The following is a 15,476-nucleotide window of genomic DNA, read 5'->3' as shown; positions in this document are numbered from 1 at the left end:
TTCCTCTTTTCATATTCAGATCAAAAGAACTGACGGTTGCGATCCGGTACCCGTGATTGAAGCAACGCAGCCGGCCTAAGTCTAAAATTTGACCATGAAATCAGCGCCAAATGTCCGCGCCTGTTGGTAGCTGGCGTTGGCCTGGATCGTGCCGAATATGAGCGTGTAAATCGGGTCTCGATTGTTGGAAAGATTACGTCCCCAAATCCCGATTTCACCCTTGAGCGGGCCGATGGGCACATCACGCAGAGCCACTCGACCGTTCCAGATCCACCGCGCAGGCGTGGAGGTGTAAGGCGCTAAAACAGGGTTGGTGATCGCAAAGTCGCTGAGAGCCGAATTGCGATACTTACCCTGATAAATGCCGTCGATGCGGAAGAGAAGGGTCGCCTCGCTGAACAACGCAGGGGTGACGTACTGGGCGTTCACGCCGCCCATGAAGTCTGGGAGGCCATTGGGCTTGGCCGGATGTGCCCCATTGGATGTGAGCAGCGGGCTGGGACTCAACCAAGTCGTGTCGGTATAGCTGAACGAAGCTCCGAGGTTCAGGCCTATCACCGGCGATGCCGACAGTTCGAGCTCCACCCCTTTCGCTCTGATGGACCCATTATCGACTACGACCACACCGTACTGGGAAAGTCTCTGACCGTTGAGGATCACATTGGTGCCGCTTTGTGCGGACTGCGAATGCTTGTAATTTGCAAGGAAAAGCGCGGCATTGAAAAGGAGGCGATGATCAAGCCATTGCGACTTCAGACCCGCCTCCCAAGATGCGACGGTTTCGGGCTCGAAATTGAGTGGTCCAGAGCTACCACCAGATAGAAAGGCAGTAGAGAACTTGGCGTAAGCAAGGACGTCGTCAGTTACCTTATAGTTTACCCCAACGTTGAAGCTGGGCTTGGTCTTTTTGTATGTGTTCTGCGTCAAAGTGGCGCCGGAAATCATATTTTGGGTAGCGTTGTACGCCCCCCCAAACGTGAAATAGTTGTATTTCCTGTCGCTGGTGAGGCGGGCGCCGAGCACGATGTCAAGCTTCTTGTTCACGTGGACTTCGGCCTGGCTGTAGGCCGCGATCGACGTGGTATTTTGCACGGTCTGCTGCACATTGCCCGGCGCGAGCAGCGAAGGCGTCGGCGTGAAGGCCACGTTGGGGGCGAATCCGGGTACGCCGCTCGACAGCTCGTGCGAATGGAACCAGATAGCGCCCAGCGTAAGCGTTAGCAATTCGGACTGGTAATTGGCCTGCAGTTCGTCGCTCACCTGCCAATATTTACCGTAGCTCTGGCCTTCGTAGCCGGCAAAATAGCTTCCGGCTGGCAGCCCCCCATTCGCGCCGAGAGCCTGAGCGTAGGAAGCGCCGCCGAGAAACGCTCGGGGTGCCGTGAAGAACGCCTTTGCTGCCGGCGTATATTCGAGCCCGTCCAGCCCCATGATCGAAGAAATACCCATGGCCTCGGCCTGGCGGTAGGCGGTGACATTTTTGAACGACAAACTGTCCGTCGCTTGCCACGTCATCGTTACGTTGTGACCCGAGGACTTTACAAAGCCAGGCATGGTCCAGGCGTTGTTGACAGCGCTAGGTCGTTTGAAATCGGGAAACAGCGGAACGGGACCGAACGCGCCGCCACCGGCCGGCTGGGCAGCAACGACCGCGTTCAGTACACCGCCGACGAAATCGGTCGGATTTATGACGAGAGTCGCACGCGCTTCAGGAGTGAAGTGGTTGTGCGAGTAGTCGAATTTATAGGTCAGTGCGAAGCTGTCGCTCGGCGTCAGCTTGACTGCGGCAAACACATTGTTGGCGTTTTTGCCTCCAAGCCATTTTGGCGAGGTGGTGCGCCCAACGATGTTCTGAACAGGGCTGGTTCGGTCGAACACCGTTCCCGCGCCCAAGTTGCGTACGTCACCCCGGCGCTCGTCATGCACGAAGGTGACGTAGGCGCTGAGGATCCCCATTTGAGGCGATTCGATAGTCGTGCGGGTGCGCAGTTGCGATAGGTTTCCGACGGTCACTTCCTGACGGAAGTGCAGGTTGCCGCTAGGGTCCCGCGTGACAACGTTGACCGCGCCTGCCGTGGCATTACGCCCGAATAGAGTGCCCTGCGGGCCCCGCAGAACCTCGATCCGCTCCAGGTCCGGCAGATCGAAAACGGCGCCGCGGGTGCCGCCGACGTAGACTCCGTCGATATAACTTGAGATTTGGCGGTCCTGTGCTGCCACTGCTGCGGTGGCGAACGCTCCGCGCAGTGTGTATGCGGGCGCACTGAGTCCACCTGCATTGGCCCGCACAGCGAGGCCTGGGGCGAGGCCATTGAGATCCGTCACGCTGGCGACACGGTTCACCTGGAGCGTGTTCTGCCCGATCGCTGTGACCGCGATCGGCACGTCCTGCAGTCGCTCCTCGCGCTTCTGCGCGGTGACGATGATTTCTTCGACGCCCGTGGAGGTCGCCTCGCTCGCCGGCTCTGCCGCGATCGCCGAGCCCAGCATGGAAAGGAACAAGGCCGTCGCCGATACGCCGCCAACCAAAACCGTATTAGTCCTCCGCAGCGAGGCAACTGACTTTAGGCAATCACATGAATTGATCGATCCTCGTTCCCCAGTTCCCACTCAAACGTCTCCCTGTTTTATGATCGTGCCTGCGGGCAAGTTGCCGTGACGCAAAAGATGCGCGCACATGCGGTGTGCACGGACTGGCTGCATCCGATTGAAGACGCCATAGGGGGAGATGCGGACCACAGACGGTTGTGGCTAGTTTTCGTGATTGGCGTCCGTATTTGCTGACGCGCCCCGCTCAGGCACGGACGCCCGATGCTCGGCAAAAGCGACGTGCGGCGGCAAGGATGCAACCTGACGTCTCCCTTGGCCCGCCCAGACCGGCCAAGGACTCGGCCCGTCCGGAACCATCCGCCTCGATCGAACTGATGTCGATTTCAACGCTGACCTGCGCGGTAGGATTAATCAGCCAGTTGGATCGCGTAGGGAGGATAGTCGCCGCTCGACGTCAGCGGGAGCCGAAACTCCAACGAACGGTCACTCCCAATTCACGCGGAAGATTTGACGACACCGTTTCGTAGCCGAGAGGCGCAGCGAAGAGTGGATAGGGGTTTGAAATCGGCAGGCTGGTCAGCAAGACACGCTTGTTGAAAACGTTCTTAGCATAAAAGCCCACATCCCAGGCTCCATCGTTGCCATTCACGCCCGCGAACAGATCGACCAGAGTATATGCCTTCGCCGCCACAGTGGACGTGCTGAAGTTAGGGTTACTCCCCTGATAATTAATGTTGAAACGGAAATAACCGTCTACCGCACCCAGCGAATGCGTGTAATCTCCGTTGAACACTGCCTGGAACGGAGCTGACGAGTTTATCTTCGCTCCTTTAGCTAACGGGCAGTAATTGATCGGATTGACTGTTGTTAGCGGGGTCGCTGCGTTGCAGGGCACCAGACTACCAAGGGCTTCCGTCTTAGAATAAGCAATATTCGCTGAAAGGTTGAGATTTTCAACTGGACTGAAAACCAGTTCTGCTTCGATGCCCCTGATACGGGAGTCAACATTGGTGTAGAAGGACAAGCTGGTTCGGGAACTCTGACCGGTGAATCGGTCGAGGTATTCAACGCCTTGGAACTGGGTCAGCTGGTTCTTGTAGTCTATCTGGAAGATTGCGGCATTGAACCGAACAGCCCTGGTCGGTGTTGTCTTGACACCAAGCTCATAGGACGTCGCTTTCTCTGGCAGGGCAGTGACGAGATTGGCGGGTAGCCCCTGTCCGCCGATGGAAGGCAGGCCTGTCCGGAACGAGCTGCCTACGGTCGCATATACCATTACATTATCCGAGAACTTTCGTGACAGCGAAACGTTGTAGATTGTCGCTGTATGCTTGTCGTTGTGAGCATCGGCCGGCAGAGGGCCTGCAGTCGTGGCCTGTGCGTCGCAATAGCCGGCGCCGTAGACTGGGCTGTTAGGCAGCAATGGAGAAGGACATCCGCCAGATGCCGCAGGCAGAAAACGGGGGAACGTGACGAAAGAGGTGGAAAGCGAAGTTTGCAGCCTTATGGGCACTTTGTCCCAGATCTGGCGAATGCCAGCGCTCAGTTCGGTCTTATCGTCAATATGCAGCTGAACATTGCCGTAGATGGACTCATACGTCTGGGCGAGCCCAAAGTCCGTTACAGTGTCGATGGTGTAGCGAGAAACTGGGTTCGTGACCGCACCAGGAGCAGATACGAAAGGCGCTCCGAACGCTCCCGGTAGAAAGGCTTGGCCGCGAATCTGGATCGTCCCGCCAGAGCTCTTCCGGTAGTAGCCGATATCGTAATCAAAGAAACGATCGGGTTTCCGGATCGAAGATAGTCTAATTTCGTGAATGTTGAATTTGGGCATTCCCAAGTTGCGAACCGACTGTTGCGGCGAAAATCCCGGCAGGACGTTCGCAGCGTCAGTCTCGCTCCAGTAGCGGTCCGCATTATAGGCAAACTGGCGGCCGAAGTTGTAGCTCAACCGCTGACCAAAGATGTCCCAGCTTGCGTTGACGGTTAGCAGGTCCGTGTCCTTGGGATAGTAGGCAGGGCCATCCTGAACCGACTTTCGGTCCTCGACCGTGAGCGCCGGGCCATTGTAATTCGCTCGAATGCCAAGCGCGGCGAAACCCGGACTGCCTGTGCCAACCACCTGGTTGAAATAACGTGCCGTCTGTCGGCTACGTTGGAACATAACATCGACGGAGAGCGCGTCGGTCGGCTTGAACAAAGCCGACAGCCTTAGCGTTGTGCCCTTCAATCGCGGATCCACATTGCTGTTGAGGCTGCGCACCCGGTCAAATTCGTTGCGCTCGTAATTGGCCGCAAGGCGAAGCGCAAGGACATCCTTGACCACCGGAATGTTGATGGCCCCCTGCAGATTCACGCGGTCGCCCGATCCGTAAGAACCTTGTGCGTAACCACCGAATTCGTCCAGATCGGGGCGACGCGTAGTAAACGTGATCGCGCCCGAGATGGAGGCCGCGCCGCGCGACGTTCCCTGCGGGCCACGCAGGATTTCAACCTGACCAACGTCGAATAGAGTCTGCAACACGTTGGCGGGATCGAAAGAGATTTCGTTAAGGTAAATCGGAGTTGCCGGCGTGCCCGCACCCGGTGTCCAGCGAACTCCGCGAACTATGACGGTTTCGTTGGAAGCATTTCCAGCCAGTGTTAGGCCAGGGCTGAGCTTGGCGATTTCATTTACGGTCGCGATCGAAAGCTTCTGGATTTCATCGCCGGACACGACCTGCACCGACACCGGTACATCCTGCAGATTCTCTGCCTCGCGACGGGCTGTGACCAGAATCTCTCTTTCGGCGGCATCTGGGCCAGATTGCGCGAACGCCGTTGCCGGATTTACAACCTGCAAGGCCGCTCCAGCCAACAATGCAACCTTAACCGACCTAACCATGCTCCAACCCCCCGACGTGAATTGATACTGCCGAGTGTTCTCGGCCGCACCAAGCCATTGCAAATTCCGACGCAGTGCGAAATCAAGAAAATGCGACACTTCCTCGAATTTGAGCCTTAATGATCGTCGCCAGATTTCAGGGTTTTTCCTCGCCATCGGCTTGCCGGCACTCAGTGCGCTGAAGGCACGATTCCAGGCGGATGGCGCCATCTCATAATCGACATCTTTAAATTCATTCGATCTGCAACTGACAATACTGGACTTTCCAACTTCGGCGCGGGCACTTGGCAGGAAGGTCTTGAGGTCTTGGCTGAATCCGTCGAACGGGAGGCCAAATTCAATACCGCAGGGCGAGCTTCAGTTGAATGAATGGTCGTCTCGCTCCCGAGCCGGCGCCTTAAGTAGAAAATTGGCATGCGCGCCATTCCAAAATCGACGATGAGCGTCTGGTGGCGCCGCTCATCGTCCTTGGACTCTCTCGTACCGGCTCAACCGGTGCAACCAGCCCACAGGGATAAAGCGCTAAGCGTAATGACGCAGGTCACTTGGAAGCATTCCGGTCGCGCGCCGGAATGCGTACGCGAAGCTGCTCGAGCCAGAGAAGCCCAGGAGGCTTGCAACCTCGCTGACGGATTGTGACGTCGCGAGCAACTTTCGGGCGCGTTCAACCATGGCGTTTTCGACGTACTTAGCGACAGTCATATTCGCATCGGCCCGAAACGCGCGGGTCAATTGCCGCACCGACATGCCGCACAGTTCTGCGAGCTCGGATAACTGCGGCAGAGGTCCATCCGAATGAATGCGTTCTCGAACAAGACGCATTCGCCATGGCGCGAGCCCACCGATATTGCGCCGATCGCCATCGTCCTGAAGGTGGAAGGCACGAACAATGGCTACAGCCAGGCTGCTCGCGAGACAGTCGATCATGACACCCTGGGCGAATCCCGGACGAGCCAGTTCATCATGGATTTTCATTAAAAACCATTCGACCTCAGGACTATTGAGGTGAAGCCCTTCCAGCAGCGAGGCCTTGCTCCATGAGGGGGCATGTTCGAGCAATTCATTCACGGCTGCGGGCCTCAGAACGCACAGCATGGTCCGCTGGTTACCCTCGCAGCCACCGCTGCGCACAGTGTTGCCTGGTGGAACGACCATGATGCGGCCAATTTTTTCTGATATTCCCCTGTTCCCGTCCAGGTAGCTCGCGAAGGCTGGCCCTGTCCTCCCGGAAAGGGCGGCATTCAGAAAATAGTCTTCTGAATGCCAAAGGTCCGAGGTCGGGCATTTCCAAGAGTGCTCAACAACGCTGACTTCGCCTTGCGAAAAAGCAAATTCGTACTTGGTCTCATGCGTTTCCAGAGCGCTAACCGACCCATCGGTTCCAGCTTCCAGATGCTCGACCTGCGCCATCGACTGTTTCCTGCATCCCATCCCGACTTATGAAAATGCAATAGCAGGAAGTCATTCCCAAGGCAACCAACCGCACTCAGCCTGTTTTAGGTCTCATCGGAAGCATGGCGATCAAGGCCGTGCCGAACAAAATCGCTGGGCAAGCTGCAAGAAAAAAACGCTTTATATGAGTGCGTTGAGTCAAATGCCAGGCTTGCCAGAAGTGGCCCCACCGCTGAGCAGGCGCCGAACACAGCGGCCGCAACGGCATATGAGGACGCGAACACTCGAGCCTCCAACTGACGCGATGCGACGAAGGCAATGATGTCCGTTTCAGCGCCCAGGGACAAACCCAGGAGGATGACGGCAGCCATCGGTACCCAATTCGCTTCATTGGCGCTCCAGAACAGCGCAATCGCGAGAAGTGGGAGCATGAAAATACCCACTGCCATTGGTCTGGTCGGCAATCGGTCGAGCAGAAGGCCCGTCAGGAGTCGGCCCACAACGGCTGAAACCCCAGCGAACCCAGCCACAGTCGCCGCTGCGGTCAGTGAAAATCCTAGCCCCTTGAGTATCGCAACAAGATGCAGGTTGAAGCCGTAGATAACGGTGATGAAAACGCTCCCCGCCGCCGTCAGTAGAAGGAATGTCGGTGATCTCAACGCAGCGCTGAGCGACCCGTCGGGACGCTCCTTGCTTTTCGTGTCATGGCCTCTCGGCTCGTCCTTTAGGAGGAGGTACGCAAGAGCGAACACTATGAGCCCCCCAGCTGCCTCCGAGTGCTGGAAACGTTGCTCGCCAGCCGAGAGTACCCATAACGAGAGTACCCAGTACCGGCCAGACCGCGGCACCGAGGCCAACGCCTGCGAGCGCGACAGCCAGCGCCAACCCGCGATTGATCTCAAAACGTGCAACCACCACCGCCATCCATCCCACAGGCAGCACCGGCGCCATCGTCAGGCCCTGAAAGACGACGAGGGTCCACCATTGCCATATGTGTTGCCCAACCAAGCCGAGCAGCGACAATCCGAAGGCCGCCACGGGTATCCCGGCCAAGATAATGCGGCGGGGGCCATAGCGGTCAATCAGTCGACCAAAAAATGGCCCCGCAACCAGTCCAACGAGTACCTGAAGCAAGAAAGCGAATGAAAATTGCGAGCGTGTCCAGCCAAAGGAATGGGTCAGCGGCTCCATAAGCAGCCCGCTGACGTAAGGAAAAATCGTAGAACCCATGACGCCCAGCATGGCGAGGAACGGCAATGGCCAGTCTGCCGCCCATTCTCGTCGAGAGGTCTTCATTGCGATCGCCCCCCCGACGAAGGGGTCCAATCGTTGATGATGGCTGGCAATCGAATTCAGCCGCGCATCGGGGAGAAGACCGCCAAACCCTTCAAAAGGTGCTGTAAGATCGACCTTGTGACCCAACTGAGATACGATACCGATGCTACCCTTTATTGATCCACCGCGTGGATTGATGTCAAACAATGGACGAACCCAATTTTTCTGAGTAGAATCTGAATCTCTCGCGTAAAGTATCCCGGTCCAATCCGAAATCCGCGGCACTGTACTCATGACGACCATGTTTGTCACGGGGCGTCTCCTCACGCCAAGATAGCATCGCTGCTCCAGCATCGGCTGTGAACTTTTCTCCGAGGAAGACATAGAGATTTTCGATCACCTGAATGGGTTCGGTCTGCAAGGCTTTGAAATGAATATCGAAGAAGCGATGCTCATTGCCCGCCTCTCGAAATGAAAGCATCCGGCGCATACCATTTTCGCAATTATTTGCAGCAACCTCACCGAGCCAAAGGGGGTCAACAGAGTCGGTGTTCACGCTGGCGATCTCAAGATAGAGATCCGCCATCGATGGAATTACCTCCTCTACTGGACGATGCGTCATGCAATATTGCGCGCCAGGAAAGACCTGATCCAGCGCGTCTATGCACTGCGAGTAGCTTGGATTTTTCAGTCGCCATTTCTTTGGCGGACACCTCCATTGCAGTAGCTTTAAAACGCGTTTTACGTAGCGAAACGTTGGAACCAGGTCGGCTTCATCATCGAACCATTTCACGTAGGAAGGGACGTGAAACATCGGCATGAAGACCTGGGACTTGAAATCGTGGCCCATGATGAACTGGTCTTCGATCGGTGACGTTGCCGTCATCGGTAGCATTTGCTTCATCCGCGGCATGGCCTTATCGCCGAGCGCTAACTGACGCTCGACAAGCGCGATGCGTGGATCGCTGAACTGAGTTGCCGTTTCCGGCGGCGGGCAAGGGAACGTTGATTCCCAGTTGCGCAGCACCCGGACCTTGGGGTCTTGCGCGAGTAGGTTATGCAGGGCAGTTGAGCCGGTGCGGGGGAGTCCAAGCACGATCAGCGGCGCCTCGAGGCTTTCCTCATCGATTTCGGGATAACGCACGTGCCAATCTTCGACTTCAAGTCTCCGGCTTAGAAGCGAGACGACCGTCCTTTCAAATGAAGCCTGCCCTGCAGCGTTGAGATCGGCTTCCTCCTTGACGGATTTTGCCAGGACCTCCAGCCCTTCCTGCCACGTGTCCTCGCCGAAATTCGACAAGCCCGTGTCCTCAGTAGCGGTTCGAATTAGTTTGGAGATGTCGATCATGTGATGGCGTTATCCGGCTGAAGTCGCGTTTGGGCTGCAATGAGTGCCGGGTCGCCGAGAGCGAGGAAAGACCCACAAGTCGGGCCGCGATCATTGAGGCTCAATTTCGACGAGGTGACGTGTTTTCTTGATTTTGCATGACATCGGGAGCGCAAGGCCGGAACTCGATGGACGGGGCGCGCTTCATAGTCATCGGGGCTGCCAGCGTCGCTCATCGGATGGACGAGGCTGTAGCAGTGCTTACGTAGTGCTTTGCTCTCCCAATCCAAGATCGGTTCCTTCCGTCGTCGCCCAGAAACGTTTGTCACCGGCGCTACCTGATATCGGTCAGAATGATCGCCATTGCTCGACTCACGTTGAACCTGGCAGTGTCAGCGCCATCGCCGGGCGCGGGGCTTTGTCGGGCAAGTTGTTTCGCCCTCAAGTGAGGGCTAATTGGACAACCGGCAACCTGAGGCGAGGCGGCGAAGCTCGGCTTGTCATTGGCGCAAAAGCCCGGCAGGCACAACGCAGAGCCTGACCTTGTCGGGACACCCAGCTACTACGACATACCGGCGGGCAAGCTGCCCGCACCCCACGACAACCAATGCCGCGTCTCGGTGAACTTGAGGTGTGGCCTGAGGCAGAGGTACTCCCTCACTGGTCTCTAGCTGAAGGGCCAGCCCCCCTCCCGCGCTCTCCGCCGCCGACAGGGGAATGAGGTCCAGCATCTGACCGCAACCGCATTACCCCCAAGACCTCTCGGCTAAATTCTAGTAGTCGACAGCGGAAAACCGAAAATATCGAACCCCTGCAGCTATGTGGAGCTCCGCTCCGGATGACTCGCGTCAAGACCGGCAAATACAAACTGCGAGATACCGTGCATAATTTCCTCTTCGCTCGCCACACCTGGCGGGAAAAGCCAGTCCCGGAACAACACACAGCCTAGAATCGCGCCAAATGAAACGCGAACCATGATCCGCGGTGGGACACCGTCGGAGGCGGGAGACTGCCGCTCCATTATCGAGGTTCCAAGCTGAAAGTAATTTGCCAAACTGTCATCGACACCGACCTGCGGCGCATCAAATGCGCCGTAGGCATTCGCGATGAATAAGGATTTTATCAGATCGGAATTGTCTAGCAAGAACGCCTGCAACCTCTCCGTATGTCGCAAAGAGCCAGTCTTTCGACGGGCATCCATCAGACCCGTCTCCTCCCAATGAAACTCTTTCGAAATCTCATCAAGCTGTTCGCTCAGTGTTTCAAAGATTGCACTGCGAAATAACTTCGCCTTGGATCCGAAATGCCGAAATATCTGAGGCTCGGTAACGCCCGCTCGCTTGGCTATACTCGATGTCGTCGACCGTTCGAAACCATTTGCCTTGAATTCTACTAAGGCTGCCTCCCGTATTCGGGTAACAATTTCCTCAGTGGAGCGATACTTTCTTTTCCTCATCTCGTCTCGCACGGATTTTTTCCTTTCGTCGTGCATCAAGACAGCAGCTCAATCACACCGCGACACAATTGATTGGTACCGATGGCGAGGCTCTTCGGCCTGGCGATTAAGCCGACGCCAGCGTCCTACCATGATCCAAACCGCGGCGGAAACTTATATGGCCCCTTGGCGGCCATTCCCACACCGTAAGCCATTTGATAGTAGGAACATCATTCTATGTCCACCGGGAGAGCACGGGAGCGCTGGGATTGCGAGGGGCACTTCCCGCCGAACAAATATGCTCTTCGACGGAATGTTTTCATATCATTTCTCATATTTTCAGTATCCTATTCCTATTAGAGCATCACTCCAATTTTAGCTCCGTCGAGCGGATCTCAGGCGGAAGCGTGGTAAAACGCCTAGCCATGATTGACCGCGCAGCGAATCAAGGTATAGTAGCCACTATCGATTTGGCCGCCGGTCGCCGTAGCGGAGGCGCGTCGATTGCGGATTGGGAAAGCCGCTTGAAGCGGGGCGCCGCCATAACAGTGGCTTGAGAGGATCAGCGTGACGAAAATCGTAAATCGTCCCAAAACGAATGGCAGTCCCCGCAATGGCTTGCTGTGCGGTGAGCATGTTCAAATCGCCTATGTGACAAACGATCTCGATCGTGCCTGCGCGATCTTCTGCGATCGCTACGGGGTGAAGGAGTTTGCAAACCTAGACGCAGATCTTCCCGCAGGCGGAAATATGCGGGTGAAGCTTGCCTGGTCTGGCGGCACGATGTTGGAGCTTATCGAGGCCAGCGGACCCGGCACCGCATTTTATACTGATCGATTACCGGTCGATCAGTTTTCCATCCAATTTCATCATGTGGCCTACATTCTCGACGGACTTACGGCGTGGAATGAGTTGGAGGATCGAATTGCGGCAGAAGAGAGATCGGTTCCACTTCGCGGCGATACACCGGGATATATGAGGTTCTGCTATGTTTACGCCGAGGAACTGGGTCACTACTTGGAGTATTTTCTTCTTGATGCAGAAGGAATTGCCTTTTTCGAAAGCATCCCGGGGTCTTGAGCTCGGCTCACTATGCCATGTGATTAAAATGTTTCGAAGGATGAATTAAATGACCAAAGTTGCACCAACTATTGGCGAGTATCTCGCCGAATTAGAGACCGCCGTGGACCAGCTTTCGGATACCTGGAAGCCCGATGACCCGCGCTATCGCGCTGACGTCTATCGGCAGATCATGATGAACCTGTCCTATGCCTATTTTGCGCAATTCCACGCCGATGCTGAGCATCCTGACTGGGCGCCACTGTGGAACCCAGTCTACACCGATCAGCCCAATCCCGATGACATCTATCTCTACACGCCCATTCGGGGAGACCTGACCTATCGCGTCAGCGGCAATAGAGGCACGTGCGCGCTGCTGACCTTCAACGTTCAAAAGGGCTGGGTGGGCCTATCAGATGGCCCGTCGAACCCGGAATTCGCGCGGGACTTCGACGATCGCGACATCGAAGTCGGCCCTAGCGGTGAGATCGACATGATTTTCAGCGCCGAGAGGCCAGTGGGACATACCGGCACCTGGCACCAGATCGCCCGCGAGGCAGACACTATGATCCTTCGCTATCGTATGGTGGATTGGATCAACGAGCGCGATCCGCAGCTATCGATAGAATGCCTAGACGCCGTACCTTATAAGCCAAGGCTCACGCCCGATCAAATTATCGAGCGCATTCAGGAAATGACGAAACTTCCTGTTCGTTACAACACCGCGTTTTATAGGAATCAAAACGAAGTCAAGGCCCAGGTCGGCGTTAACAAGTTCGTTCACGTGCAATACCCTGGCGGCGGACTTTCAAAGCAGATTTACTGGCCCGCCGTGTTCGAACTCAATGACGACGAGGCGCTCATACTAGAGACGGAAATGCCGAAAAAACGGCATTATTGGAATATCCAAATCAATGATCCGTATTTCAACGCAATTGAGATTGTCTATCGCTTTTCTAGTCTCAATGCCGCCAATTCTGTCATCAGCTCTGATGGAAAGCTGCGTGCCGTCGTCTCGTTTGAAGATCCGGGAGTGCCAAACTGGCTTGATCCTGGCGGGTTCAACGAGGGCACCATTTACGGGCGATGGTACGATTGCGATCCGAACCCGATGCCCGTCATCCACCGCGTGGCGCTGAGCGAATTGCGCGCGCATTTGCCTCCCGACACGCCGGTTGTGACGCCAGAAGAGCGCGCCGATGCCCTACGCGCGCGAGTACGCGCTGCACAACGCCGCCGGAGGTGGTGAGGTCATGACCGATCCAGCAACAGCGCCGCGAGCCTTCAGGCATGCGCTCGATCAACTACACGCTGCCGCCGCCGGGAAAGTGGGTTATGACGATTTCGGTAGCGACGACTACCGCGAAGGCTTGGACGTGCTTTTGCAGTCAATGGATTACGACCCAAGCTTCTCTGAGCAGGGTCGCGCGATGGCTTGGGCGGCGTTGATCGAGGCCCTTGGCAGCCGGGCCGTGGCGCATCAGTCGATGGCGCAAAATCCGCGCTTCAAGGACGTTAGGATCGTAAAGCCAATCGTCATCACCGGCGTGCCTCGGACAGGGACCACGGCGCTGCACAAACTGCTGGCCGTCGATCCGCGGTTCCAGGGACTGGAGAAATGGCTGCTGACCGCGCCGATGCCGCGGCCGCCGCGAGAAAGCTGGCCCTCCCATCAGTTGTTCCAGGCCGAAGTCGCGTCGCTTGCTGCGCGCTGGGGCCCCCAGCAGCGCGCTGCCCACAATATTGTCGCCGACGAGGTGGACGAGTGCATCTTCTTACAACGTCAGAGCTTTGTATCGAACTTTTGGAACGGCGGATGGTCGGCTGCGACTTATGATGCGTGGTGGCAGGCACAGGATGAGCGCAACTCGGCCCGCTACGTGCGCAAGTGCATTCAGCTGATCGGTAGCAATGACCCCGAACGGCGATGGCTGCTGAAGAACCCATCGCATATCCTGCATCTCGATCGGGTCTTCGAAATGTTTCCCGACGCCTGCATAATCCAGACGCACCGCGATCCGGCGAAGGCCATTCCGTCACTTTGTGCGCTGCTTATGCACAGTCATGCCGTAATGGAACTTGGGCGAACCGCGCAACGTGCGCGGAACATGTGCGAACGCGAGGTCGCAAAATGGGCCAAGGGCGTTCGCGAGGCGGAGGGCGTGCGAGCCAGGCATCCCACTCAAGTACTCGATGTCATGCATTCCGACTTCCACTCAAATCCGATCGCCACGGTTCAAAAGATCTATGCTTTCGTGGGGCTCGAATTCACCCCCGAAGTCGAGGCCAGGATGGCCAAGCGCATAGAGGCGTCGCCTGAAAATAGTCACGGCGCCCATCGCTACGACGTGCGCGACTTCGGCCTGACTGAAGGAGCCATACGCGATCGGTTTGGCGATTACGTCGAGCGCTATGATCTCGCTCTGAGATCGGCAGCGTGACGGGTAACTGGGATTTCGCCGGGCGCCGCCACAAAGGGCGCGGGAAACCGGGAGAGGCAGTGCTATGAAGGCGGCGGTGTTCAAGGGGCCCAACCGTGCCCAGGCCCTCCAAATCGAGACGCTACAGGACCCTGTACCAGGGCCGAGCGATCTATTGGTCAAGGTCGGCCGCTGCGGAATATGCGGGACGGATTTGCATATGACCTCAGGACATGGCTGGGACTTCCCGGTGGGATCTGTACTCGGTCATGAATTTGCAGGCGAAGTTGTTGCGGTCGGCAGGGACGTTGAACGCCATCGCGTAGGAGACCGGGTCAGCGGAATGGCCAAGGCGGGCTGCGGTGCTTGCGAAGCCTGTTTTCGCGGTTTGCCGTTGTTCTGTCCAAATGGCGCGATGACTTTGGGCGGTGGCTTCGGCGAATACGTGCGCATCCACGATCGGGCCGCGACGCGCCTTCCAGCGACCCTTTCGCTTGCCGATGGCGCGCTTGTCGAGCCGCTGGCGATCGGCATGCATGGCGTCGCCATGGCCAATATGCGGCTCGGTGCGAGAGTGCTCGTTATCGGGGCAGGATCCGTGGGCCTCGCGACCATTTTCTGGGCTCGGCGTCTCGGAGCGGGTCGTATCGTCGCCGCATCACGCTCGGTAGCCAGGTCGCCGATGGCATTGGCTATGGGTGCCGACGTATTCGTACAGACCGGCCCTGACGAAGTGGGAGAAGTCATCGAAGCACTGGGGAACTCCCCTGAGATCGTTTTCGAATGCGTTGGCGCGCTCGGCCTCCTCGAGCAGTCCATCAACCACGTCGCCGTGTTCGGGCAAGTGGTGTCGCTCGGCTTCTGCACGTCTCCCGACGCAGTCGTTCCCGCCACAGCGGCCTTCAAGCAGGTCCGAATTAGCTTTCCGCTCACCTACTCGCCCGAGGAGTTCGAGCGGGTCGCGGACATCATGCTGGCGGGCAAAGTAGACCCGAAGATGATGATCACCTCCGAGGTCAGCCTCGACGACCTGCCCGCGACGTTCGAGCAGCTACGCTCATCCAACGACCAGACGAAGGTCCACGTGGTGATGTAGCGCCGGCTCCGCTCCATGCCGCGATATTGAATGAGGAT

Annotated in this window: 11 protein-coding genes; 4 read left to right on the top strand and 7 right to left on the bottom strand. The window is 57.0% G+C overall.

Annotated elements, in window-relative coordinates:
* Positions 1–81 precede the first annotated feature (81 nt).
* The 7 genes from KRR38_RS00735 to KRR38_RS00705 form a co-directional block, all read right to left on the bottom strand.
* Complete coding sequence (locus KRR38_RS00735) at positions 82–2,502, bottom strand: TonB-dependent receptor (protein ID WP_217397645.1); 2,421 nt, start codon at positions 2,500–2,502, stop codon at positions 82–84.
* Positions 2,503–3,004: 502 nt separating this feature from the next.
* Positions 3,005–5,644: a TonB-dependent receptor gene (locus tag KRR38_RS00730; protein ID WP_217397643.1), complete on the bottom strand. Its 2,640-nt coding sequence runs from the start codon at positions 5,642–5,644 to the stop codon at positions 3,005–3,007.
* 312 nt (positions 5,645–5,956) lie between these two features.
* A complete protein-coding gene (locus KRR38_RS00725; protein ID WP_217397641.1) occupies positions 5,957–6,844 on the bottom strand; it encodes a helix-turn-helix domain-containing protein in 888 nt (295 codons plus the stop codon).
* Between the two features lie 86 nt (positions 6,845–6,930).
* Positions 6,931–7,578 carry an MFS transporter gene (locus tag KRR38_RS00720; RefSeq protein ID WP_217397639.1) on the bottom strand — a complete coding sequence of 216 codons (648 nt, stop codon included), beginning with the start codon at positions 7,576–7,578 and terminating at the stop codon, positions 6,931–6,933.
* Positions 7,529–8,308, bottom strand: coding sequence for an MFS transporter (locus KRR38_RS37255; RefSeq protein ID WP_217397637.1), 780 nt, complete (start codon positions 8,306–8,308; stop codon positions 7,529–7,531). The genes KRR38_RS00720 and KRR38_RS37255 overlap by 50 nt, the downstream gene beginning before the upstream one ends.
* The gene (locus KRR38_RS00710; RefSeq protein WP_217397635.1) at positions 8,301–9,449 is read right to left on the bottom strand and encodes a sulfotransferase; all 1,149 of its coding nucleotides are present in this window, start codon (positions 9,447–9,449) and stop codon (positions 8,301–8,303) included. The genes KRR38_RS37255 and KRR38_RS00710 overlap by 8 nt, the downstream gene beginning before the upstream one ends.
* A gap of 796 nt (positions 9,450–10,245) precedes the next feature.
* Positions 10,246–10,896, bottom strand: coding sequence for a TetR/AcrR family transcriptional regulator (locus KRR38_RS00705; RefSeq protein ID WP_217397633.1), 651 nt, complete (start codon positions 10,894–10,896; stop codon positions 10,246–10,248).
* Positions 10,897–11,430: 534 nt separating this feature from the next.
* On the opposite strand from KRR38_RS00705, the gene KRR38_RS00700 reads away from it, so the two are divergent.
* The 4 genes from KRR38_RS00700 (at position 11,431) to KRR38_RS00685 (ending at position 15,438) form a co-directional block, all read left to right on the top strand.
* A complete protein-coding gene (locus tag KRR38_RS00700) occupies positions 11,431–11,943 on the top strand; it encodes a VOC family protein (protein WP_217397631.1) in 513 nt (170 codons plus the stop codon).
* A 49-nt stretch (positions 11,944–11,992) separates the two neighbouring features.
* Positions 11,993–13,171: a hypothetical protein gene (locus KRR38_RS00695; RefSeq protein WP_217397629.1), complete on the top strand. Its 1,179-nt coding sequence runs from the start codon at positions 11,993–11,995 to the stop codon at positions 13,169–13,171.
* Complete coding sequence (locus tag KRR38_RS00690; RefSeq protein ID WP_254514587.1) at positions 13,122–14,363, top strand: sulfotransferase; 1,242 nt, start codon at positions 13,122–13,124, stop codon at positions 14,361–14,363. Before KRR38_RS00695 ends, KRR38_RS00690 begins: the two co-directional genes overlap by 50 nt.
* A gap of 64 nt (positions 14,364–14,427) precedes the next feature.
* Complete coding sequence (locus KRR38_RS00685) at positions 14,428–15,438, top strand: alcohol dehydrogenase catalytic domain-containing protein (protein WP_217397627.1); 1,011 nt, start codon at positions 14,428–14,430, stop codon at positions 15,436–15,438.
* Positions 15,439–15,476: the final 38 nt, after the last annotated feature.

This window comes from Novosphingobium sp. G106, from assembly GCF_019075875.1.
GTDB lineage: Bacteria > Pseudomonadota > Alphaproteobacteria > Sphingomonadales > Sphingomonadaceae > Novosphingobium.
This window is presented reverse-complemented; position numbering and strand designations above follow the sequence as displayed.